The following is a 23,473-nucleotide window of genomic DNA, read 5'->3' as shown; positions in this document are numbered from 1 at the left end:
CCTTAAACAACAGTAACCCATGAAAAAGTACATCCTTATGGCTCTCCTTGGATTGAGCCTCTTTACTACGCAAGCCCATGCTCAGTGGGTCGTAAGTGATCCTATGAACTTTGCGGGCAACATTGCCAATACGGTCAAAGAGATTGCCACAGCCTCCAAGACCGTCAAGAACACCTTGAACGGTTTCAAGGAGGTAGAAAAACTCTACAACGACACCAAGAAATATTACGATGCTCTCAAAAAGGTGAATAACCTCATCGGCGATGCCTACAAAGTGAAGGAGACCATCCTAATGGTGGGAGACATTTCAGAGATTTATGTCTCCTCCTATAAAAAGATGCTCAGTGATACGAATTTTCGTCCTACCGAGCTGGCTGCCATGGCTTCGGGCTACAGCAAACTTCTGGAACTGAGCGGAGAGAGTCTGAAGGAGTTGAAATCCGTTGCTAAGAGCAATGTCTTCTCCATGAACGACAGCGAGCGGATGCAAATGATAGACCGCATCTATAACACCGTTCGAGAGTATCGCTCTTTGGTATCGTACTACACTCGAAAGAATATCTCCGTAAGCTATGTGAGAGCACGACAAAAGGGAGAGCTTGAGCAGGTACGATCCCTATATGGAAGTTCAGACATACGTTACTGGTAAGCCATGGATTTTTCAAGTTTACACGAACTGCTTCGTTCCACCTATCAGGAGATGATGCCCTTGGCCTCGGAGATGACAGGTATTGCCAAGGGGATAGCGGGCTTGGGAGCTCTGTTTTACATTGCCATACGTGTTTGGTCGTCACTGGCAAGAGCCGAGCCGATAGATGTCTATCCTTTGCTTCGCCCCTTTGTTTTGGGCTTCTGTATCATGTTTTTCCCTACGGTGGTACTTGGTACGATGAATGCAGTTCTCTCTCCCGTGGTGAAAGGCACAGAACAGATGATACACAAGCAGGAGGGAACACTTGACAAACTGACTGCAGAACGTAACAAACTGCAGGAGGAGGCCTACCTGCGTAATCCCGAAACCGCTTATCTCGTCTCGAATGAGAAGTTCGACCAAAAGATAGAAGAGATGGGGATTATCGGCCCCGAAGATGCCGTAACTATTGCAGGAATGTATGCAGAACGTGCTGCCTACCAAACCAAGCGATGGTTCATGAAAAAGGTGCAAGACCTTTTGGAGCTTATCTTTCATGCTGCCGGTCTTGTCATCGACACACTCCGCACTTTCATCTTGATTGTTCTCTCCATCCTCGGTCCGGTTGTTTTCGGCATTGCCGTGTGGGATGGTCTTTCGGGGTCACTGACTGCATGGTTTTCACGCTACATCTCAGTCTATCTCTGGCTACCTGTCAGCTCCATCTTGACAGCCCTTCTGACAAAGATTCAAATCTTGATGATTCAGAAAGACATCGCCCTGTTAAGTGACCCCAACTACATTCCTGAAGTGGGCAGTTGGTACTATATGGTCTTTTTCCTTATCGGTATCATCGGCTACTTCTCTGTTCCGACCGTTTCGGGATGGATCATCGAAGCAGGAGGAGGTATCGGTTCTTATGGACGTAATGTGAATCAGACGGCTCAACGAGGAGCTCAGGGAGCTTATCTCGGAGGAAAAGCCGCTGCTGCAGGGGCAGGTGCTTCTATCGGTAACATCGGAGGTCGTATCAAAGGAGCTCTACTGAGAGGAAAAGGAAACTAATAAAGAAGAACAAACAGCATTTTTATGGAATTCAAATCACTCACCAATATCGAAACCTCATTCAAGCAGATACGGCTTTATGCCCTGCTTTTTGTACTGCTCTGCGTAGCAGTCTGCAGTTATGCGCTCCATGCCTCCTACTCTTTTGCCTCTCAACAGAGGGAGAAGATCTATGTTTTGGATGAAGGCAAGTCGCTCATCCTGGCACTCAGTCAGGATGCCGCAATGAATCGCCCCGTTGAGGCACGTGAGCACGTCAGACGCTTTCACGAACTCTTCTTTACGATTGCACCCGACAAGGCCGCTATCGAAGGGAATATGGAGCGAGCCTTTCTGCTCTGTGACAAGTCCGCATTCAACTATTACAAAGACTTGGCAGAAAAGGGCTACTACAACCGAGCCATATCGGGCAATGTCAATCAGCGGATAGAGATCGACTCGATACATTGCAACTTTGAGAGCTACCCCTATGAGGTAACAACCTATGCTCGCCAGCTCATCCTGCGTCAGAGTAACGTTACGGAGCGTAGTCTCATTACAACTTGCACGCTTCAGAACTCCGTCCGATCGGATAACAATCCACAGGGCTTCTTAATGGAGCATTTTCTTGTGCGTGAAAACCGAGATCTACAAACCTATAAACGCTAAGCCTATGTCCACTCGCTTTTCATTCTACCGCCACTACTTACGTCTGCACTACCGGTTGAGGGAGCAGTGCGATAGGCTCAGTCCAAAGGCTCGCAAACGTTTGGTCTATGGCATTAGTGCCGCCTACCTATTTTGTTCGCTGGCGATGATAGTACAGTTCTTCCTCCCTCATCGGGAAGAGGCACTGCCCATCCCCACGAATCAATACATCGATGCTCCGATACCTACAAACTCTGTAGATAGCATCGGAAGTCGTCTGACTAAAATCTCTCAACAAATGATTGAACATTATGGATAAAAAACAGAAAGAACAACTGAAAAAAGGCTTGGTCTTCGGTGGGCTTGGACTCCTTTGTGCCCTCTCGATGTGGTTCATCTTTGCTCCTTCGGACAAGGATAAGACCAAAGAACAGGAGGGACTTAACAAAGATATTCCCCAAGCCACGGTCGAACAACTTACAGATAACAAACTCAAAGCCTATGAACTGGGCGATCAGTCTGCCCAAGAAGAGCAAACTCAAGCTGAGATAGGAAAACTATCCGACTATTTCGCCGAAGCAGCTACTTTGTCTGAGGATGAAGTTCAGCGACAGACATCTTCCACGAAGATCGAGGGCTCGCTCCAACGTTACGAGGAGAACAACCGACTGGTAAGTTCCTTTTACGATCACGATCCATACCAAGAGGAACGTGAAGCCTTGCATGCGGAGATTGAAGCCCTCAAAGAGGAGTTGGCTCAGCGAGATGAGGGGGAAAAAGACGAGGAGGAGAAACAGCTTGCTCTTATGGAGAAGAGCTATCAGATGGCATCGAAGTATCTTCCCAAGGGAACGGCTCCCCTCGGCAATGCCAATGCCGGAGCGACAGAGCGACCTGTTGCTGAAGCTCATATGACAACGACTTCTCCGGAGCCCGTGATGACGGTCTTGACTGAGCGTAAGCCAATTGTCTCCTCTCTCAGTCAGCCTATGAGCGACTCCGCCTTTATACAAGAGTACGGCACGAAGGAGCGACACCTTGGCTTTCATTCGATTAACAAGGGAGCAACCGCTCTACAGCGTAACACCCTGCGTGTCGTCGTCGACCGCACAACGACGCTGCAAGAGGGCGAGTATGTCGCTCTTCGTCTGCTGGAAATGGCACGCATCAAAGACTTGCGTATCCCTCGAGGGGGTAAACTCATCGCCCAAGCGAAGATTGAGGGCAACCGTATGCAGCTGCTCATTAAGAGCATTGAGGTGGGCGGACAGATTACCCCCGTCAAGCTCTCTGCCTACGACACAGACGGACAGGAGGGGATTTACATCCCTGGCTCTGAGAACGTGTCCGCCCTCAAAGAGATGGGAGCAAACATCGGTGGCTCAATGGGAACATCCTTCACCTTTGCTAGCTCTGCCAAAGACCAAATCATCTCCGAGGCAGCTCGTGGCGTGATGCAGGGAGCAAGCCAGCTCCTACAAAAGAAGCTCCGCACCATTAAGGTAACCCTCAAAGGAGGGTATCGCCTATTCTTAGTACAGACCAAGTAGCAATTACAAACAGAATAAACCAATAAGACAATGAAAAGAATGTTTCTATCTGCCCTTATGCTTGTGGCAGGCATCACAACAACCTTTGCCCAAAACAATGAAGGGTATCGCCCTCTCAATTCGGGTGACCTCTATCAAGGAATGACCAAAGCGATCCCCTCGGGGCGTGTCGTCCTACCTTATGGGCTTGAGGTTACTTTCGAGAAGACCTCACACCTTATCTTCCCTGCACCGATTCGCTACGTAGACCTCGGGAGCAACAACCTCATTGCTGGTAAGGCGGAAGATGCCGAGAACGTTTTGCGTGTCAAGGCTGCCGTGCGTGACTTTGAGACCGAAACCAATATGAGTGTCATCTGTGAGGACGGATCTTACTATGCCTTCAATGTGAAGTATGCCGACGAACCCGAAAAACTCAGCATAGAGATGAAGGATTTTTTGTCCGCTACAGACGGGCGACTTCCGAGCAATCGTGCCGACATCTACTTTAAGGAGCTGGGCAACGAGTCGCCTATCCTTGTCAAACTGATAATGAAGACTATTCATCAGAACAACAAGCGAACGATTAAGCACATCGGGGTGCAGCTGTTCGGCATTAAGTTCCTGCTTCGTGGGCTATACGCACACAATGGGCTACTTTACCTGCATACTCGTATCGACAATGAAACAAATATGCCATACTCCGTAGACTTCATCACCTTTAAGGTTGTAGATAAGAAGGTAGCGAAGCGTACTGCCATTCAAGAGCGAGTATTGCAGCCCTTGCGTGCCTACCATCAGGTGATGCAGGTGCGTGCCGAGGACAGCGAACGTACTGTCTTTGCCCTTGAGCAGTTAGCTCTCTCTGAAGACAAGCAGCTCGAAGTGACCCTCTACGAACGCAATGGCGGTCGCACCCTCTCTTTCTACCTTGAGCAGGAAGACCTCTTGCTTGCCCGAAAGATTGATAATCTCAAACTCAAATGGTAAGCCCTATGAAAAAGAACCTATTTCTGTCAGTCTGTGTAGCGTTGGCAATGGCTTTTGCCTTGCCTTTGCAGGCACAGCGCCTTATCCCGAAGCAAAAGGGAATTGAGGTGCTGGCATCTGTGCCACTCATCAAGAGCGAGAAGCTCTTTAGTAAAGGGCAGTTTGGGGTGGGTGTATCCCTCACGAAGTATCTCAAGCGAGAGAACTATGCCTTTCTCTCGGCAGAGTACGAGGAGCAGAGCCTGCCATATCGTACCTATCAAATACCGATGCGTGATATGCTGCTGCAAGTGGGCTATATGCAACCTATCCTCTCCGATAGAGGTAAGAATATCTTTGCCTACCTCGGTATCTCTGCCCTCGGGGGCTACGAGGAACTTAACGAAGGGCAATCGCTCCTGCCCGATGGGGCAACGCTTCTTGACCGCTCTCGATTCGTTTATGGTGGGGCGATGCATCTATCATTCGAACTATTCCTAACGGACAACGTCCTCCTCCTTTTCAAAGGACAAGGGCGTGTGCTCTCTGGCTCGGATCTTTCCCTTTTTCGTCCAGCTCTATCTGCAGGTCTCAGGTTTAATCTCTAAATGAATAAAGATAACAATGAAAACGACGATTTTAAGTGCAATCAGAATGTTCGGTGTACTATCTCTGAGTATGATTCTTCTGTCTTCTTGCAACAGAGACTTGGATGTTCAGAACGTTTTCCCTTTTGAGGTTCACACAATGCCCTTTCCTATGAGCCTGGAGGAGGGGGAAACAATCGAAGTGCGTACAACGCTCAAACCTTTCAGACAATTTGATCAGACAACGTATACACTTCGCTATTTCCAATATGAAGGAAAGGGTTTTCTCCGTATTGGAAGAGGCGGAAAGGCTTTAGTTCCCAATGACAGATACCCCATTAAAGAAGGAGATTTCAGACTTTACTACACTTCTCAAGGAGCTGAAAGACACCAACTGGAACTGGTCTTTGAAGATAACCATGGTCAAAGTAGAACGATCAAACTAAACTTTAACCATAAGGAGAAAAAGAGTGACCGATGAAATGATAAGCAAAGATATTGTGAAAAATGTCAGCCCAGTTTAAGGTGGGTACACAATGCCTTCGATTAGAGGATTTTATTTTTTGATATGGCGGGTAATGTGCTATGACTAAAGGTGCTTTTTATTTGCCTTCGATGTCCAATAGAAAAAAGAGTCTTCAACAAATCCTCGATAAATACAGTACAGACAAATTGGCCTGCGGTTGTTTATGTATATCCTCGAGTGTTTTTACTCAATGAAAAGAAAGAAATATACTTCTGTCTCAAGAGGCACCTCCCCATCATCAAGCATAAATAAATTAGAGGTTGCGGTATGGGCAAACCTTACCACAACCTCTGATAAAGTCATCAAAGCAGTCTGCTATTAGTTACTGCTCTTTTCGATACCGAACGGTTATCGTACGCATTCCTGAATTACCGATTATTTTTAAGGTAATTTGTTCTCTGTTTGTTGGCTTTTCAGTGTCCGCAAGTTGCAGGGTTACTTCTTTTGAGGAATTCCCCCTAAATGGAGAGACCAAAACCCAGCCAAAAGTCGCAGCATTCCCTCCAATTAGGAGCTCTCTATTTTCTCCATCTATTTCCCAGGCTTCATTTGACTCCACCTTAAAACTTTGATTAGACGAAGAGGAGGTTAAAATAACTTCAGATACATCGACTTTTAGGAATCCGATCTCTGTCTTTTTGCAAGAAACAATAGAAATAGCCATTAGACAAAATAAAATTACCAGTCCATTTTTATTCATGTATAGATGACAGATTATTGATGTAGATTGTAGAACATTATTCGAGAATTGCCGAAATGAGGCCATGATTCTTGATCGATCCACCCATTACCACTTCCGTTCCAACCCCAATTCATATACAACATATCGGAGTACTCATACCATGTATCAACAACCCACCAAAGGAACTTTTTGGTGACTTTCCAGCGTTGTTCCCAGTAGCCATCAGAGATCCAAATATGTCCTCCTCTTGAATCAAACCCGGCAAGTAACACTGGGTGACTTCTCTTAATTTGGTCATATGCCCTATCAAAGTCATAACTCGCATATGTCGCATTAGAGAAACCGAGAGCTCTTAGACCCGTAAGGATATTAGGTGCTGTTGCTCCACTGACATTTACTCCCCATTTATAGTTAGGTATATGATCCGCAATATCGCGGAGCATTCTTGATACTGGGTTTGAAGATGCCGTTTCCACTTTAATTGGCATTTCTGAGTATGGGTACTTATTGGGGAAGTGGATTGTGCGACATAATATTCCAATAGCTACAGCAGGACATCCTGCTAAAGCATTGGGTACTTTGGCATCAGCATTATATCCCTGTCCTTGTCCCCAAACACAATCACTTATAAAGGAATAAACACCAATGTAAGGTAGCCCTTTGGAGTCTTTATGGGTTCCTCTCAGCCCTTCCGAGTTAACTCTAAATTCGTCTTCTCCTACAAACTCAATATCAATTTCAGTATCTTTCTCAGCATTACGTCCTAAAGCATTCCAAAACTCAAGAGAGCGTTTAGATATTGGGATTGGTTGTTGAAGTCTCTCATAAGTTTCTTGACTCTTTTGATCAAGCCAGAGCTTAAATGGATTATTTTCATTTAATTGCTGAAGATTATCGATACTTCCAGTATCACTAAATGCTAGCATCGCCCATTTCGTTGCTTTATCAGCCGAAATTACCATGTATCCATTGGATACTCCAAAGTTAACGATGTAAATCACATTTGTACCATTTTTTGAAATAGGGAGAACACTCGCCACCGTTGCTTCTGCCATCGGAGCAAAGACCTCACTGGAGCTATTCAAATCCTTTTTTCCTGGACGTTTTGATTGTTTAATTGCATTGTACACTTTTTGTGCAAAATCTGACGCTTGATCTTGAGTAATGGAGCGAAGCGTGGAAGTAGCACTCTCACTTGTTTGATGCTCTTGAGTTTCGGGTTGAATTGGGATTAAATCCTCATGCTTATTACATGCAACAAAAGCAAAAGTTGCCATTAAAACTAATAGCAGATTAGATAATTTTTTCATAACTGATCAAATTAATATTTTAATAAATTACCATTTTCAAGTAATACCAAAGAGACAGGTTCTTGAATACTGTCTGATACTCTCCAAATTGTAACAGAATTGTTTAATTTAACCTCCTTTCTTAGAAACAATTGTTCTCCGTTATTCTCAGAGGGGATTACTTTGTTATTTCTTGTAGAATTAAATATCATTGTCATTTTATTTTTTCTTCCGCCATTAATACTTATGAAAATATCCGAACTTTGAAATTCTTGTTTTCTTGTCTTCTTAGGTAAAGGGAAAAAAACTCTTAGGGAGTTGTCACTCTCAAATGATATATAGCCTCGGGGTGCAGATGAGGTACTAGAGTGATGAATCTTAACATACCTTCCCCACCTTTTTTTTTGAAATAAATCCACTTCTAAGTTTTGTAAGGGCACGACCTTATTTCCCTTTACAAAGTAGATATCTATATGATTTTCAAAGTAAAAATTACAATTATCCATATTTTTTATCTGCTTATTTGACGGGATCATTATACAACTTTCTATTAAGACCAATATTAATAGCATTGATGTCCTTAAAATTCTCATACGATATAAATTATTGGGGTAAGTTGACTTCAATCTCTTTCTTTATAGGCGAAAATATCCCCAAAATACCGTATCCGTCAACTATATTTGAGTACACTTTTACAGGCTCAGAGAATGCATCATTATTACGATTAAGTAATAGGGAATGCATATATAGGTAGAGAGACTTAGACAATGCTTGTAGCTCTACCTGAGCTTCATACTTTGTTCCAGGAACGTACATCGGAGACCCCTTGTACTTCTCATAACAGTCATCCTCATAAGCGAAATGGAGTTCATATTGTTGCCCGTCTATCAATTCATCTGAAAAAATAACATAAGGCGGATATCCAGTGCCTTTCAATAAATCGCCTTGTATGGACAAAACGGGATCCGAGCCAATGAGAATATCTCGAACTGAAAAAACTTCCTCAGGCTGGTGAGGAAATTGTAACTTAGTTCTGACTATTATTCTATAAAAATTCTTCTCCCTCTCTGAGTCTCTTATTGTTAGTCGGACATCAACTTGATCTTTTCCCTCTCCTTTATTGAGTTTCCATAGCCCCCTTACAGACACAATAGTAGGAAGACTAGGAATAATCTCCTCTGCTTGAACTTGAGGGTATCCATCGGAAGAACAAAAAAGAACAATTTTATCTCCTGAGTTTAAAGGGTTCATTTCTCCCACATATTGAAATTCCTCCCCCCTAGAGGAGGACATCGCTCGCTTTTGGAGTGGTATATTATGTCCAGATTTATTTATCCTTAAATCTGGTGCGATGTGAAAAGGTTGTTCATTGAGAGCAAATAGACTGGAAGATACTTCAATACAAAATTTTGTAGAGTCACTATTTATAATAGAATTGACAACCAACTTGGGTGATGGAAAGACTCCTTTAAAGTCTCCTTCCCTCCTACAGCCTGTGAGCCCCCAAAGGAGAAAAATAGGAATAATAAAAGCCAATCGTCTCATATTAGAATTCAATTTTGAAGTTCAGAGAAGGGATAATAGGGTACATGGTCATTATTTTAAATTTTTGTCGAAGTTTGTCGCCAGAGACCTCTTCTTGTTCTAAAAAGACTCTATATACATTCATCCTATTATAAGCATTGTATATAGAAAGACTTACTAGACCTTTTCCCCAATGACTTATACCAAAAGAGTATGTAGCACTTAAATCTAGTCTATGATAAGCAGGAAGCCTATAGTTATTACGATGAGGAATTTGTACATATTCCTCTCCTACAGGCCTAATCAAATCTGGTAGGATTGCACTTTTTACTATCTCCAAGGGAACCGTTTGCAAGCCTCCAGTTCGATATGTCCAAGATGCGGCAAAGGAAAAATGCTTATTAAATTGATAAGATGAGTTTACATAGAAATTATGTGTGTAGTCGAAATTCGCAGGAAACCAATTTCCCTCATTAACATCCTGAAAAATTCTCTCGCTTTTAGCTAGAGTATAGCTTGTTGTCGTTGTTATAGCTCCAATACTTCCATTAACCCCTAATTCTATTCCATAAGCACGCCCTTTTCCAATTGCCAATTTATCTTCTAATCTATTCAGGTTTTTGAGAAAGGAAACTCCTTCTTTATAATCTAAAAGATTACTCATGGTCTTCCAATAGGGAGAAACACTTATCTCCCATTTGTCAACGGGTCTCCAAACGACTTCTCCGGCTACTTGATGAGAGTTTATGGGTTTGTATCTTTTATTGGCTATAATCCATACATCAGATTGTAAAAAGACAGAGTTGTTATTTACTTGTTGGATATATTGACGAGTGTTAGCATAGTCTAAACGAAGAGAAAGTTTATGGTCAAAAAGGTCCAGATTAGCAGAAATTCTTGGAGATAGAGAATTATATGTCCCCTTATCGAAGAAGTAGAGATTTCCTCTAATCCCAATATTCGTAGATAAATATTCTCCCAAACGAAATTCATTCTCTAAAAAAAACGTCCAGTTATCACTTTTTTGAACTGTACTGTACTCTTTTTTATCATCCTTTTCAAGGCTACAATTCTTTATATTCACATTTTGCTTTAGAAATTCACTCCCTATTCGAAGAGTATAGTTGTTTAGTGGATAGTAGGTAAGTAATAAATTTGCTATGTAGTCATTCACAGATAGTGTCGAAGATAGACCCATCTGCTGCCAACCGGCCTTAGAGTTGAAGCCCTGGATAGTATGATCCTTTTTATTGTAATTAATATTTGATAGCAAAAAACGAAGAAAGACTTTATCATTCAATGTATAATCCGTTCTAAATTGGATGCCTTGATTTCTCCAACTCCAACGATATTCGGATTCTGAGCTAGATTTCACTTGACTTTTTAGTTTATTTTCTAGGCGATCAAAGCTATAATACCACAAAGCTGAGAAAGATAGCCTTTCATTCACTCTATGATTAAACTTGGCATTAAGATCATGAAAGGAGAATGTCGTCTTCTCCTCCTCCTTAGCGAAGAATAAAGGCAAAAACAAGTCTAGAAAAGATCGTCGAAGAGAAAACGCTAAAGAAGTTTTTGATTTTACAATTGGTATTTCAATATTAGCTCTTGCAGACATATTTCCAATACCAATGTTCCCTCTTACTTTTTCTTTATTTCCGTCTTTTGTTTGTATGTCAATTATAGCCGCTGCTCGTCCACCAAAACGAGCTGGTTGATTTGATTTATAAAGAGTTACATTTTTTATGGATTCAGGATTTATGGTAGATAATAAGCCGAAAACATGGTTGCTATTATACATAGGCATCCCATCTATTAGGATAAGATTTTGATCTGAGTTACTTCCTCTGATACTTATATCGCTTTTCCCTTCTGATACTGCTGTTACTCCAGGCAAATACTGCAAGCTTTTTAAAATATCAGCCTCCCCAAACAATGGAGGGATATCTCTTAGCTTATATAATGGAACTGTTATAATTCCTTTCTTGCGTTGTTGCTTCCAAAATGAGTTTGATGTGACAATAACCTCACTAAGGGAATGAGTGGATGGAGAGAGATAAATAGATAATGTAGTGTCCTGCGTGAGATGAATCTCTTTTTCTAAAGAATCATATCCTATGCAGGAAAATAATAATCTTAATGATGGGTCTTTAACGATGAAAGAGAAAGCTCCAGTTTCATCGGTAACTCTTTCTTCAGACGTTTTATTGCTATTTCTGATACTTGCAGCAACCAAAGTTTCTTTGGTTTCTGCATCGTAGACTTTGCCCGAGATTCTATATCGCTTATCGTTTTTTTCTTGTGCAAAAAGAAGGTTATTGGATGTCATAACAAGTAAGAACATCCCCAGAGCTACAAGACTTTGCCTCAAACAATCATCTTTTCTAAAAGTTACCTGTACTTGCATACTTGTGTTGTTTTTTTAAGTAAAAGCCACCTCTTATTTATCTTATAGCTAAGATGTTTTTATTTACGTAGTGTGTTTTAAGTAGATATAGTCCCATAACTCCTCTAGTTGAGCTATTGATAGCTTATCAATTAGAGCTCCTTGATAAGATAATCCTAAATACAAGTTGTGGAAGGTCAAAGCTAGTCGCTCTATGTCGGAATCTTCTTTGATTTCCTGTCTCTTTTTTGCTAAGCAGATCACTTTCTCCCATAGTTGCAACTTATGTTTCTCATATGTGTCTATACGTTCACTCCAATCATCATAATGGTCTTTCAGATATAAAATGAAAGCCATAAAAGAGGCAGGAGTTATACAATTATCGACTTCTCTATAGAAGTATTCCATCCTCCTTTTGATAATATGGAGACGATTTGATATAAAGCCTTTTAGCGGCATTGCACCCCCTAAATAGGGGTTATTTTCTCCTTCATCTTCGAGAAACGAAAAAACAAATCTCTCTGCAACTTGCTTGAATAAATCTTCTTTGCTGTGAAAATGATGAAATATAGCCCCTCTCGTCACTTTGGCATGACGTTCAATATCTGTTAAACTGATTGCATCATACCCCTTGGATAAGAAGAGCTTATAGCTTTCTTTGAGGATTAAATCTTTTTTTGACATCTGTTCCATCTTTTTGCTAACATACAAACTGGTCGGTATGTTTTGTTTGCAATATTACTCATAAATATAAAACTGACCAAATTATTCATTATACTTTTGATGTTCAAAAAATGCTATGTTTCAATAATGCCTATAAATGTTTTTTGATAATTCCAGCTTTTGGAACTCTGCTCTTGTGAGAGTTTTGATTTATCATCGACCCGTGAAAGATGCTAGGTAATATGGGGGATTGAATATGCCTCTTTTAATCTTTCCGCCTCAGAGTTTTTATAAAGAGTGGGATATATGAAAACGATGTCCAATGAAAGCTCATTAATTAGGGCTTTCATTGGACACTACCAATCAGTAGGAATTGTCTTTCTGTTTACCGTTACTGCCTATCTGTTTAGAATCTCATTTCAAACTGGCTTCCTCTTTCAATTTCAAAAGGTGGAGTCAGCACAATTTTCTGTTGAGCAGCAAAAAGAAGTTTTGCACTGTTTCTTACGAGAACATTTCGTGAAAGAATTATATTTCCATATATCTCTCTATTGAAAGAAACCACCTGGTCGTTAAAGTAAACGATATCGGCACTCATGACACTCTGGAGAGCTGCATTTGCATTTACAAGACCATAGCCAACTTCATTATTCCATAAACCGTATTCTTTTTGTTCTCGAAAGGTGTAAATCGGTAGTTTTCTAGCACTTCTAAGTATTGCCCTGCACACCTCCTGTTGAGTAAGTTCAGGTTTTACGGATAAAATTAATGCTGCAACAGCTGCAACGTGTGGACAAGCAGAAGATGTGCCACCAAATAAATTATAATAGTCCCCTGATGAATATCCAGGACGGCCAACCCAATCAGTCGTAGGTATTTTTACTCCAGGGGCAACAATATCCAATGTTGAGCCATAATTGCTACCCCACCTTCCGTCCCCATCGCAAGAGGAGCGGCTTTTGCGCTCTCCACATGGACTCATTGCTCCAACTGCCAATATGTCCGGATTTGAAGAAGCAGGGTAGAGCACGCTAGGGGAGTCCCCATTCCCAGAAGAGAAAGCAACAACACAACCCTTTCCTCTTCTTCCATAACGCAATGCCGCCTCTATTGCATCATCCAATATTGAGGAGGGAGCTAATCCTCCCCAGGAATTGGAAATAACGGATGCTCCATTTCTCCATGCAAAGTTGAATCCGTCTGCAAGTTTTTCGGAGATATTAGGGCTAAATCGTAAGTTATTACTAATCGACATAAGAGGAGACAGAGGGGCAATCCCTGCCACACCAGTGCCATTATTTGTTTTTGCTCCAATTATTCCAGCACATGCTGTCCCATGGGGACCTCGAATTACACTAGGAGAGGTTGCAGTTTCTGTATCATAGCTTATTGGGTGAATATTCAAATCTGTATGGCTTAAATCTATTCCATGATCTATTACTGCAACAACTACACTTGAACTACCTTGTGTTATTTCGTAAGCTTCATTGAAAGCAATATCAAATCCCCTAATACCGCCTCCCTGTCCAGTATTTTTCAATCCCCATTGGAGAGGAAACAAGGGGTCATTAGGGTCTGCACATATCAATTCGTCATCAACTACAATATCAGGTTGTGCTATCTCAAATTCTCCTGTTTCATGAAAAAGATTAGCCAACTCTATAGAGGATAATTCTGTTTTTATACAGGCTAAAGTGTACCATTGAGGCATGTATTCATTCTGCGAAACAATCCATAAACCATATTTGTCTGCATATTTCTTCAGCTTCTCAAAGTCTTTTTCGGCTTTGAGTTTAACATAAAACAGATGAGAAAGGCCTACTGATTTCCCATTTTCGTCAGTGAAAAAATCACCCCGATATAAGATCTCGTTTTTTGTAGACATGGATGCTTCTTTAGGAATGATTGCCCATTTCAAAGCATCATTTGCTATCGAGGAATTTAGGGGTGTATGTATCAAGCGAGTCTGTTTGGAAATTTCACCAATCTTCAAGCCGGAGGTCGAACTTTTTATGTTTTGAAATAATTTGTCTTCATCAGAGGCTTTGTAAAGGATATATTCTTTCTGGGCATCGGGATACAATAGAACCTTCTTGCCTTTGTACCAATAAAATTTTGCGTTTGTCATGGTACTCCGTAGAGAAGAACTATTTTCCTCTAGGTTGTCTTTTTTGTTGCTTTCACCTATATCCTTCATCATACTATCTTGACAAGAACTTAATGCTATCGTTAAGATAACAGAAAGCAAAAGAGGATATCTTTTTTTCATACTATTCTTTTTTTAATGGAGCTATAATGTAGAAGCATGAAGTAGAGAGATAATTTCTTAGATAATATAAATACGTAAACACACGATTTAACTTAATTGATGGGAGATTAAATTTTACCTCATAATGAGGATTAATAAACCATAACGTTCTATCTAATACTTTGTACCCAAGTCTTCTACACAAAGTCTCAAATTTTTCTATTGTCATTCTAGATCGCTTTATGCTAAGTAGCTCTTCGATACAAGAGTTACTTTCATTAAAGACGGACAGGTATTTTTTGTACAACACTGTAGGGAGTAAGTGCGTAAACGGAACTTTTGAACAAATTGAACTTCTACAAATTTGTTGGTGTCCTCCGAAAGGCATATGCCATGCCGGGAAGCGGAAAAAGATGATTCCTTCCTCTTTCAAGAATAATTTTATTCGAGAAATGAAGTCTTTTTTCAAGTGAGGTTCGATATGTTCTATCACATCGTGCACCAAAATAATATCAAATAGTTCCGTGCTTGAGGGTAAAGGCATCTTAAGAAAATCTACACAGCGGAATGTCCCCTCTGTTCCAGAATTCTGGAAGAAAGCCTCTGCTTGTTTTATCCTTTCTCCAGACATGTCAACCCCTAAAACAGAGGCTTTTAACTCTGCAAATGGCAATAAATTTCCTCCTTCTCCACAACCAATTTCTAAAATTCGAATAGTTTCATCTATTGGTTTGTGTTTCTTTACATAGCCAATATAGTATTTTCTAGAAGTCTCTACTAATTCTTGAAAATACCTTTCCCTGTCAGTGTGTCTGCTCTGCATTTATTTTCGTTTTTTTAATACTTCCACTTCTTGTTGAAGACTCTTTACAGCATCAACAAGGATAGGAATTAGTGCTGTATAATCTATGAGTTTCCTGCCCTCTTTATCTGTATAGACTAAATTGGGAAGTATTGCTTCTACTTCTTGAGCCAATAGTCCAATCTCGGCATTATTTTTTGTATACTCGTTAAATTTTGTGGGTTGCATTTTTGATTCATCCCCAATAAAATTGTACGAAACAGGTCTTAATCTTTTGACAATATCCATCCCACGATTGAGAGTTGTTATCCCAGATTTCGCTCTTGCATCAGAATAATTGTAAACTCGATGTACTTGTATACTGTTAAAAGTACTAGTTTGGGTATTGTAAAATACGACCTGATTACCATGACCCGCTAAACGAGGTGATGCCGGTGTGACATCAATCTGGAAGAAATTGTTATAACTTCCATTGAATTTAAAATATGCACCAGTCCCTGAAATAGTATAGTGATAGAAAGCAAAAGGATCCGTATTGCCAATGGTCATCTTCCCATTAGACATATACTTCACTTGAGCATTAGCATGAGTAGTTGAATAGAGTGAGGCAAAAAGTACTGCAATTGTTAGAATAATAATACGTTTCATAGTCGTAGATGTTTGTGTTTAGTAAATCATAGTTCTGTTTGATTTTCTAAATTGCGCAAAATGAAAATCTTATGAGCAAAGCTACATCATACAAAAAAAGAAGTCAATCCCTACAGATAGGTATTTTTTACATTAATAAGGATAAATTAATTTGTGGGGTTGGCCATGATAATGTTTCCAAAGAACTATTAGTGTTTATAGCCTCATTTGCTAACTTAGGTATCTGTATAAATGCGTTATCGAGAAATAAGTAGTACGCATATATTTGATTTTCAAGAAAATTTTGTTTACTAATTGGAAATTAGCTTTAATGCTCAGTTGTCAAAAAACAACACAAAATGCCTATCTCCATCTCGAATAGCTTTAACCCAATTGGAGATATTCGCAACATAGTTATGAGTATTGCCGGCAAAAAAAACTAACGTGTTAGTAATTCTGTTTCAGAAGAATTGTATGTATCTGCTCATAAGTACTTTACATTACTGCTGGTTCACGGCATCACTTATGACCTTTCTAAATCTTAAAGCGTCGGCTACATAAGGATAGGTATTCTTAGCTCCTCCCGTAGTAACTATTATTGTACCGAACTTTAAGAGTCGCCCCCAAAAAGTTTCGGTAAAACCAATAGCTTCTGTTTTACTTAATTGAAGTTCTACAACACTTCGTTTAATCCATCCTGTTTTGAGGATGACTCTCTTATTCGTCACTGCAAATTCGGATGTCATTCGCTCTATGTGACGGTTGATAATCCCAATTATACCTGCTCCGAGAAGGATATAAGACAAAACATTCAAAAACGTCCCAGCATCATGAAGTAACCATCCAATAAAAATAAATAGGGTCGGAGACATATAAGTCCACCAATGTATTTTAGCTGAGTGCTGTATATACTCTCCTGACAACAAGCTATTTTGTATGTAACTCATAATTTGTTTTTATCTTCTTGTTTATTGTAGTGCACAAATTTATTGATTTCAGTTGAAAAGAGCGAAGCCTCTCTCCAAAAAGTTCACGGTTTTAACAATATTGAAATATCTTATTTTTGCGACTTTCTTTTGCTTCTTTTCTTTTGGTCGCCTGCTTGTTCAAAGACAAAGAAAAGAAGCTCCCGAAATGATTTGTTTAATCGCTTCGGGGGCTTTTACTTTATAGGGGGCTTAGGCTACACGGCTCTGTATCTGCTTGATGTTCCGGTGTACAAGGTCAATGATGCGGTCGTGGTACTCCGTGTTCTTGTTCAGCAAGCCACGGCATTGAATGACCTTCATTGTTTCAAGCGACACTTCTATCGTTTCTATCCGTTTGCCATTTATACAAGCTGAAAGGATAAGTGAATCCTCTTTGAGATAGTAGGCATTATCGAACACGCAATGGTGTAAGGCTTTACTCTCCTCCATATACTCCTGCACACTCTCCAACACACGTACCTCAATCGTGCCGTCTGTGAAGGCGATACCAAAGAATGGAGCTTTGAGGGCTTGAAAACGCACCTCATTCTCCAATGCCTTTTGTCGCTTTCGTGCTTCGACTTCTCGCTCTCGCTGTGTCTGCAACTTTCGCTGCACTCTGTCGTGGGCTTCTTGTAAGCTATTAGGACAAATAAAGTGAGCGTTGTATATATCCTTGCCCAACCTCTTGAGCATATCCACATAGTCGCACCAAAGGGCTATGTCTGTGATGTCGTACTCCCTACGCAGTGTGATTTTGTAGGCTTGCCAATACGCGTCGATGTTCCTTGCTCGGCTGAGGAAGTATCGTAGATGCTCGATGCGTCCTGCCTTCATAAGTGTTTCGGCTCGGCTGTCTGTGAGTAGGGCTGTGATAAGTACAGAGGGGGCAATGTCGTGGCACTCGCCCGCAAAGCCATTCCTGCGGAGGGTGTCTATCGCCCTGACTTTCGGATATAAGGGACAATGAGCAATAAAGCGATAGGCATCATTATCACTGCGGATAGCCATAGGCGAATAGTGGGCAAAGCTATCCACATAATGCCCCATAATTCGCTGTATGGCAACAATCGTCTGTCGTCCGCTCTCATTCCACCAATACTGCCCAATCTCAATGACTGAGGAAACGGCTTGCTTGCCTTTCTTCATACCCACAATAAGTAGACACATACGCAAGACTTGATACCCTCCCGAAGTGGTTAGTATGGTAAAGTACTGCTTCTGTTGCAATTTCCTTTGATAGGTTTCTTTGACCTGCAAGCCTGCCCCACACTGGGGACAGGTGCAATGCTCGCTTGGTATATCCATCTTCCACGAATGCCCACAATCCATACAAGTGGTGTTACCCTTGGGTAGGCGGTAGGCAAAGTGGTCAATACACTCCCTAAATGCCCATTGCTTTTGTATCTTGGTTATCGGGTGGAGGTGCTTACTCTGAGCGAAGACGGCTTTCTCAAACTTATTTCGTGGTTTCATAGGCTTATAAATCAAATAGAGAAGGTTGGGGTACTTGCTCGCTGTTGGTGCTTACCTTGGCTTTCACTCGCTTCGGTTCTTGCAACTTGCGTAGCTCCTCGGCTTGGTACTGCTGTATCGCCTGCTTTCGTGCTTCGGCTTTCTCTTCTTCGGTGAGGACTATAGTGTGATTGACTACCACATTGCAGGCTACACGGCTACCCACTTCTAAATCGTCCTCGTCATAGTAGTGTACCGCCATAGCGTAGATTTCATCGTCCTCAAAGCCATTGCACCCGCTCTGTCGCACCTGCTGTAAGATATAGGTGATGCAGTCCTCGATGTTCTTGTAGGGCTTTGCCAAGTTAGGAGCAAACAGAGGGTCTGTCATTGCTCTTTGATTAAGATACTCGGTTATGGTGCGTGTGAATTGTTCTGCTCCTTTCATTGTCTTGTTCTCTTTGGTGGTTTATTTCCCGATTGTCCATTCTCCATTTCGATAGACAGAGAGACAGGCATACTCGTTACATAGTTCGTGGGATAGGCAACGCATATAGAGAGTGCCGTCGTGACTTAGGCTCTTGCCCAAGTCCTCAAATAGGCTTTTAGGGAAGTCCCAACGGCTGTATAGCTCGGCTTCAATCTGGAAGTCATCGCTTTGCTCATGCCAATCATTGGGGAAATGTTCCTCTATAAATGCTCTAATTGCGTCTATCGTTTCTGCCTTCTCGCTTGATGCGTAGAATAGGTTGGTGCATATATTTGCCATAGTCGTATTATCGTTTTGTTGGATTTGCGTTGTCTGTAATACTCTCTCCACTTGTTCCAAAGACTTCTATTGTGGCTCGTCCGTGGTTATCCTCGGGGGATAGGGCTTCGGTTGTTTCATAGAGAGTCTCCCCCTCTGTGATGATGACCTTTTCTTCGTCCTCCCACAGAGCCACATCTTCGCCATTCCACGACTTAACCATTGCGAGGGCTTCTTCGTAAGTGTCTGCTTGCACCTCAAAGTGTGTGCGTTCCCAACAGGTAACCTTGCGGTCTTGATAGAATGTGTAGTATGCCATAGTCGTCCTTAGTATTTAGGGATTTCTACTATCTGATTGATGCGCCCACATAGGTGTTTGCGTAGGCTGGTGCGGTCGGGGGCATAGTACTCAGCCCAATGTCCGTATTGATTGACCAAGTACTTTCTCAGCACATCAAAGAAGTCAAATCGGTAGCCCATCACGGGGATGGCGGTACGGAAGTAAGTATTGCTATTCACGGCTTCACATAGCCAATCCTTTTCCTCACGGCTTATCGCTTCGCCACGATTGAGTTTCACACGCAAGAGGTAAGCTTTACAATCACGGAGGGTTTCCAAAGGTTGTACCTCCCACAGCACGAACTTAGTCGCCACTGCACGCTCACGCTCCCCAATCCCCGAACTTATGCGGTAATGAGAGGAGGAGCTATATCCTTTTCTGCTCATCGAAGATGTTGTATTTATTTTCTGCTTATCCATAGTGACATTTTTTTTATGCGTCCAAAGATCGGAGTATGCTGATTCCTTTTTTCGAGCAAAACAGAGGTAGTGGGGCGAAAGCGAACACAAGGTTTGGGTGGAAAATACGACCTGAAGAGAAGCACAGCGAAGCGCAAGTGTGGAGATTTTCCAGACCAACCATAGGCTTGACCTTGAGGTAGCATAAGCCCCATACTACCTTTGCGAAGAAAAAGAAACAGCATCCATCTGTCACGCATAGGGTGGAACGTTCTGGATAGCTGAGAGCAGAAGCGAACTTGTTCGAGTTCTGCCGAAGCGGACAAACGAAGATAAAATCAGCGAATGGCAAAAGAAACAGAAGTGCAAAGCCGACAACCACGAAAACAAAAAAGGTGACTACCTCCCAAAGAGATAGTCACCCATAAAGATTATTGTCAATCGTCTACTCTAGAAGACGAAGAGTAAAATTGCTGCTAAGACAGCCAACCAAAAGAGGATGCTAAGCAGTGTAAGTGTAACTCTTAGTATCGTACGTACAATGAAGCGTAGCACCAAGAAACCCACGAAGATGCCGATGACGGTTACGACTTGAGGCGTAACGAGCTTCGAGATGAAGTAAATTGCACCGGCAACAACTGAGAGTAGGAGCACTAGTTCAATGATACGTCTCCAGTCGATAGAGCGAGAATTCTTCGTTGGCTCTGCCTTAGGCTTATCGTTGGTAGTCTTAGCCCTAATGAAAATAGGGCTGTGAACATCGTGATTCATTAGTTGAGTATTCATATTCGGGAGCATTTTAGAGTTTCAAGAGCTCCACAAGATGCACCGAAACACAAAGACAAGGGCTTGCCTCTTGGTGTGTGGGGCGGAGTGTATATCTTGGCTCTTGATGCTCCAATGCTCTCGATAGGATTAAGTTACTTCGATGATTCAGCCTTCTTCATCGTAGGCAAGTTGTTATTCTCGATAAGCTGAACAATCATTCCTGTGAGTTCGGTGTAGAGAGCCTCGTACTCAGTGCTTCCGTCAAAGTCGTCTGTGAGGTCATACTTCGCGAAGACTGCTTGAATGAATTGGTTACCAAGTAGAATGGGAGCAAGCTTTTCTGGTAATGGTTCGGGCAATTCTTCGCTGAACTCATTCTCTAAAATAGACACAAGGGTATTGTGCTTAGAGAAGTGAAGACCTTGGTAGAGAACTTCGCTCGACATCGCCTCAGCTTCGAGGTGGGAGAAGCCCTGCGATATGGCATCGCAGTAAGCGGTGAGTGCTGCATCGACACGAGATGAAATAAAGGCTGCGTCTGTCATTAACTCGGAGTGATAATCATTGAGGTAAGTTTCCAACTTCAGGCGGAAGTAAGAAAGCTCTTTCTTAGTCTGATTCATAATATCATTCTGATTTTAGATGAAACAAGTCTTTGTTAGATGCCCATAGCAGTATTGAATTTATCAAGTTTTTCGGCGAGTTGCTCCATATCATGCTCGACTTTCTTATTTGTGATACGGGCGTAAATTTGGGTAGTTCTGATATTGGTGTGCCCAAGCATCTTTGATACACTCTCCATGGGTACACCTTTACTAAGCGACATCGTTGCAAAGGTGTGGCGAGCCACATGAAAAGTCAGATTCTTCTCGATGCCACAGAGATCGGCTATCTCCTTGAGATAGGCATTGGTCTTCTGGTTAGAGAGTATTGGAAGGAGTTTTCCCTCTCGATAAGTCTGATTACCGTATTTGGCAATGATACTTTTAGGAATATCTAATAAGAGAATATTCGATGATATACCACTTTTCTGACGCTGAGTCATAATCCATAGCTTATTATCCATAGTAACGATATGAGCAGGTGTGAGATTGGCTACATCAATGTACGCCAAACCTGTAAAGCAGGAAAAGATAAAAATGTCACGAACTAATTCCAAACGTTGGAGTTCTAAATCCTTGTTGGCAATTTTAAGGATTTCTTCATCAGTAAGAAAATCTCGATTGACTGGCTTTAAATGGAAGCCATAGTCAAGGAAGGGATCATGTAGCAAAATGCCACGTTTTTGGGCATAAATCGTTATGGTTTTTAGTGATTTCATCTTCTTGACTGTGGTGTTGTGCGAGCAACCGGCCACGGTGCTAAGGTACAACTCAAAGTCTTGAATCACAGAAGGCGAGAGTTCTGTCAGTCCAATATCCTTACGAGAATACTTGTGTATAAGAAACTCATAGAAGTGTCTCCTAACGACGCTATACTTCTGTAAGCTGTCTTTGCTAATTGTTCGTCCCACACGCTGTTTAACACCTTCAATAAACGAGTCAAAGACAGGGAGAAAATTTACATATTCCTTAGTCTTACCACAAAAAATGCTACGAATCTTATCCATCGAAAGAGTCTCATCGTCCTCAAACTTACGATAGATAGCATTCAGTGTATAGGAGATTCCATCCAATGCAGCATTGGCAGTTAGTGCATCTGCTGTGCGTCCTTTCAGTCTGCTGGTAGTGTTACTCCACAATGACTTGTCAACAAAGATCTTGGTAGACCCAAAATTTGCCATTTCTCCATTAAGGAATACACGGAGCATTACAGGCGACTTTCCCTCTTTGTTCTCGTAATTTGAGCGTAGGTAGAAGGATACCTTGAAATTCTGCTTCATACGCATCTTTGTTTTCTTGTAGTATTTCTGCTACAAAGTTCTACATAATGTATTGATATAGAAAAGACTGATGCCGTCAAAGAAGCCTTCATTTTCCTGTCACTGCTACATTTTTTACTGCTACAAAATTTGTGTAGCAGTATATGTAGCAGTATATGACCGAAAGATGACTATTAAAACATAGGGTTAAGCCGTCAGATTGTAGGGGGTATACAAAGAAAAATCGCTGTAAAACCTTGATTTTACAACGATTATCTATATTTTGAAGGCTGTTTTGAATGGGGTTGTGAAACCCTTTCGAAACCTTCTGGCGGAGAGAGAGGGATTCGAACCCCCGGTACCTCTCGGTACGGCGGTTTTCAAGACCGCTGTAATCGACCACTCTACCATCTCTCCTAATCAAGAAATAAATGACGTATCTCTCAATTGCGGTGCAAATATAAAGGTATTTTCTAAACGGGCAATCTTTTTGCCTGCTTTTTTGTTTTTGTACAGAACCGGTTAGAACAGTAACGCTTTGGCCAGGGGTGACGCATTAAAACTGTATTGTGATTAGTTGTTGTGGCTTCATTCGAGCCAATTTCTTTTGGATACGAGGGATTGAAGACTTCATATTCGTCTTCAGTCGCTCTATAATGAGTAAATTGATCTTTTGAATGAGATCCATAATCTGCGCCACATTCCTCGTTCTCTTGTGCGAGGCATCGTGTCCGAAATAGACATCCAAACAGTGATGCAACTTGTTCTCTATTGCCCAAT

The 23,473-nt window shown here is 41.6% G+C and carries 26 protein-coding genes, 1 tRNA gene and 1 pseudogene; 8 read left to right on the top strand and 20 right to left on the bottom strand.

Annotated features, from left to right (window positions below):
* Positions 1-19: 19 nt before the first annotated feature.
* From HQ49_RS07610 to HQ49_RS07575, 8 genes are read left to right on the top strand one after another with little or no spacing between them, the layout of a single operon-like run.
* Positions 20-649 carry a DUF4141 domain-containing protein gene (locus tag HQ49_RS07610; protein WP_036844577.1) on the top strand — a complete coding sequence of 210 codons (630 nt, stop codon included), beginning with the start codon at positions 20-22 and terminating at the stop codon, positions 647-649.
* A gap of 3 nt (positions 650-652) precedes the next feature.
* Entirely contained in the window at positions 653-1,696 is a 1,044-nt protein-coding gene (gene traJ / locus HQ49_RS07605; protein ID WP_036846915.1) for a conjugative transposon protein TraJ, read from the top strand.
* A gap of 24 nt (positions 1,697-1,720) precedes the next feature.
* Complete coding sequence (traK, locus tag HQ49_RS07600) at positions 1,721-2,344, top strand: conjugative transposon protein TraK (protein WP_039419329.1); 624 nt, start codon at positions 1,721-1,723, stop codon at positions 2,342-2,344.
* Between the two features lie 4 nt (positions 2,345-2,348).
* Positions 2,349-2,642 (top strand): hypothetical protein, encoded by a 294-nt coding sequence (locus HQ49_RS07595; protein WP_036889389.1) that lies wholly within the window; start codon positions 2,349-2,351, stop codon positions 2,640-2,642.
* On the top strand, positions 2,635-3,873 hold the full coding sequence (traM, locus tag HQ49_RS11870; protein ID WP_039419328.1) for a conjugative transposon protein TraM: 1,239 nt from the start codon (positions 2,635-2,637) through the stop codon (positions 3,871-3,873). Before HQ49_RS07595 ends, traM begins: the two co-directional genes overlap by 8 nt.
* A gap of 30 nt (positions 3,874-3,903) precedes the next feature.
* Positions 3,904-4,842, top strand: coding sequence for a conjugative transposon protein TraN (traN, locus tag HQ49_RS11865; RefSeq protein WP_036846923.1), 939 nt, complete (start codon positions 3,904-3,906; stop codon positions 4,840-4,842).
* 5 nt (positions 4,843-4,847) lie between these two features.
* Positions 4,848-5,429, top strand: a complete 582-nt coding sequence (locus HQ49_RS07580) for a conjugal transfer protein TraO (protein ID WP_036846925.1) — start codon at positions 4,848-4,850, stop codon at positions 5,427-5,429.
* Positions 5,430-5,445: 16 nt separating this feature from the next.
* Entirely contained in the window at positions 5,446-5,889 is a 444-nt protein-coding gene (locus HQ49_RS07575) for a TraQ conjugal transfer family protein (protein ID WP_036846929.1), read from the top strand.
* Positions 5,890-6,256: 367 nt separating this feature from the next.
* Here the strand turns inward: HQ49_RS07575 and HQ49_RS07570 are convergent, their stop codons facing one another.
* The 20 genes and pseudogenes from HQ49_RS07570 to HQ49_RS07475 all read right to left on the bottom strand — a co-directional run.
* Complete coding sequence (locus HQ49_RS07570; RefSeq protein ID WP_039419326.1) at positions 6,257-6,634, bottom strand: BACON domain-containing protein; 378 nt, start codon at positions 6,632-6,634, stop codon at positions 6,257-6,259.
* A gap of 14 nt (positions 6,635-6,648) precedes the next feature.
* Entirely contained in the window at positions 6,649-7,926 is a 1,278-nt protein-coding gene (locus HQ49_RS07565) for a C10 family peptidase (protein ID WP_080745574.1), read from the bottom strand.
* 11 nt (positions 7,927-7,937) lie between these two features.
* Entirely contained in the window at positions 7,938-8,411 is a 474-nt protein-coding gene (locus tag HQ49_RS07560) for a hypothetical protein (protein ID WP_125238623.1), read from the bottom strand.
* 97 nt (positions 8,412-8,508) lie between these two features.
* Positions 8,509-9,450: a DUF4249 domain-containing protein gene (locus HQ49_RS07555; RefSeq protein WP_036846937.1), complete on the bottom strand. Its 942-nt coding sequence runs from the start codon at positions 9,448-9,450 to the stop codon at positions 8,509-8,511.
* Position 9,451: 1 nt separating this feature from the next.
* Entirely contained in the window at positions 9,452-11,836 is a 2,385-nt protein-coding gene (locus tag HQ49_RS07550; protein WP_036846938.1) for a TonB-dependent receptor, read from the bottom strand.
* A 63-nt stretch (positions 11,837-11,899) separates the two neighbouring features.
* On the bottom strand, positions 11,900-12,499 hold the full coding sequence (locus tag HQ49_RS07545) for a TetR/AcrR family transcriptional regulator (RefSeq protein ID WP_235290095.1): 600 nt from the start codon (positions 12,497-12,499) through the stop codon (positions 11,900-11,902).
* A gap of 385 nt (positions 12,500-12,884) precedes the next feature.
* Positions 12,885-14,747, bottom strand: coding sequence for a S8 family peptidase (locus tag HQ49_RS07540; protein WP_052073461.1), 1,863 nt, complete (start codon positions 14,745-14,747; stop codon positions 12,885-12,887).
* A 1-nt stretch (position 14,748) separates the two neighbouring features.
* A complete protein-coding gene (locus HQ49_RS07535; protein WP_036846941.1) occupies positions 14,749-15,549 on the bottom strand; it encodes a class I SAM-dependent methyltransferase in 801 nt (266 codons plus the stop codon).
* On the bottom strand, positions 15,550-16,176 hold the full coding sequence (locus HQ49_RS07530) for a tail fiber domain-containing protein (RefSeq protein WP_036846942.1): 627 nt from the start codon (positions 16,174-16,176) through the stop codon (positions 15,550-15,552). It lies immediately after the preceding gene.
* 479 nt (positions 16,177-16,655) lie between these two features.
* Positions 16,656-17,102: a PH domain-containing protein gene (locus tag HQ49_RS07525; RefSeq protein WP_036846947.1), complete on the bottom strand. Its 447-nt coding sequence runs from the start codon at positions 17,100-17,102 to the stop codon at positions 16,656-16,658.
* 231 nt (positions 17,103-17,333) lie between these two features.
* The gene (locus HQ49_RS07520; protein WP_036847075.1) at positions 17,334-18,599 is read right to left on the bottom strand and encodes a PcfJ domain-containing protein; all 1,266 of its coding nucleotides are present in this window, start codon (positions 18,597-18,599) and stop codon (positions 17,334-17,336) included.
* A gap of 4 nt (positions 18,600-18,603) precedes the next feature.
* Entirely contained in the window at positions 18,604-19,026 is a 423-nt protein-coding gene (locus tag HQ49_RS07515) for a PcfK-like family protein (protein WP_039419323.1), read from the bottom strand.
* A 21-nt stretch (positions 19,027-19,047) separates the two neighbouring features.
* Positions 19,048-19,347, bottom strand: coding sequence for a hypothetical protein (locus HQ49_RS07510; protein WP_036846954.1), 300 nt, complete (start codon positions 19,345-19,347; stop codon positions 19,048-19,050).
* Positions 19,348-19,354: 7 nt separating this feature from the next.
* Positions 19,355-19,645, bottom strand: a complete 291-nt coding sequence (locus HQ49_RS07505; protein ID WP_036846957.1) for a hypothetical protein — start codon at positions 19,643-19,645, stop codon at positions 19,355-19,357.
* Positions 19,646-19,653: 8 nt separating this feature from the next.
* On the bottom strand, positions 19,654-20,085 hold the full coding sequence (locus HQ49_RS07500) for a hypothetical protein (protein WP_036846960.1): 432 nt from the start codon (positions 20,083-20,085) through the stop codon (positions 19,654-19,656).
* Positions 20,086-20,514: 429 nt separating this feature from the next.
* Positions 20,515-20,850: a hypothetical protein gene (locus HQ49_RS07495; RefSeq protein WP_036846962.1), complete on the bottom strand. Its 336-nt coding sequence runs from the start codon at positions 20,848-20,850 to the stop codon at positions 20,515-20,517.
* A 134-nt stretch (positions 20,851-20,984) separates the two neighbouring features.
* A complete protein-coding gene (locus HQ49_RS07490; RefSeq protein WP_039419321.1) occupies positions 20,985-21,455 on the bottom strand; it encodes a DUF1896 domain-containing protein in 471 nt (156 codons plus the stop codon).
* Positions 21,456-21,490: 35 nt separating this feature from the next.
* Positions 21,491-22,714 carry a site-specific integrase gene (locus HQ49_RS07485; protein WP_036846971.1) on the bottom strand — a complete coding sequence of 408 codons (1,224 nt, stop codon included), beginning with the start codon at positions 22,712-22,714 and terminating at the stop codon, positions 21,491-21,493.
* Between the two features lie 308 nt (positions 22,715-23,022).
* Positions 23,023-23,110, bottom strand: a tRNA-Ser gene (locus tag HQ49_RS07480).
* A gap of 139 nt (positions 23,111-23,249) precedes the next feature.
* Positions 23,250-23,473, bottom strand: a pseudogene (locus HQ49_RS07475) (ISAs1 family transposase); the annotation flags it as partial.

The organism is Porphyromonas gulae (genome assembly GCF_000765945.1).
Classification (GTDB): Bacteria; Bacteroidota; Bacteroidia; order Bacteroidales; family Porphyromonadaceae; genus Porphyromonas; species Porphyromonas gulae.
This window is presented reverse-complemented; position numbering and strand designations above follow the sequence as displayed.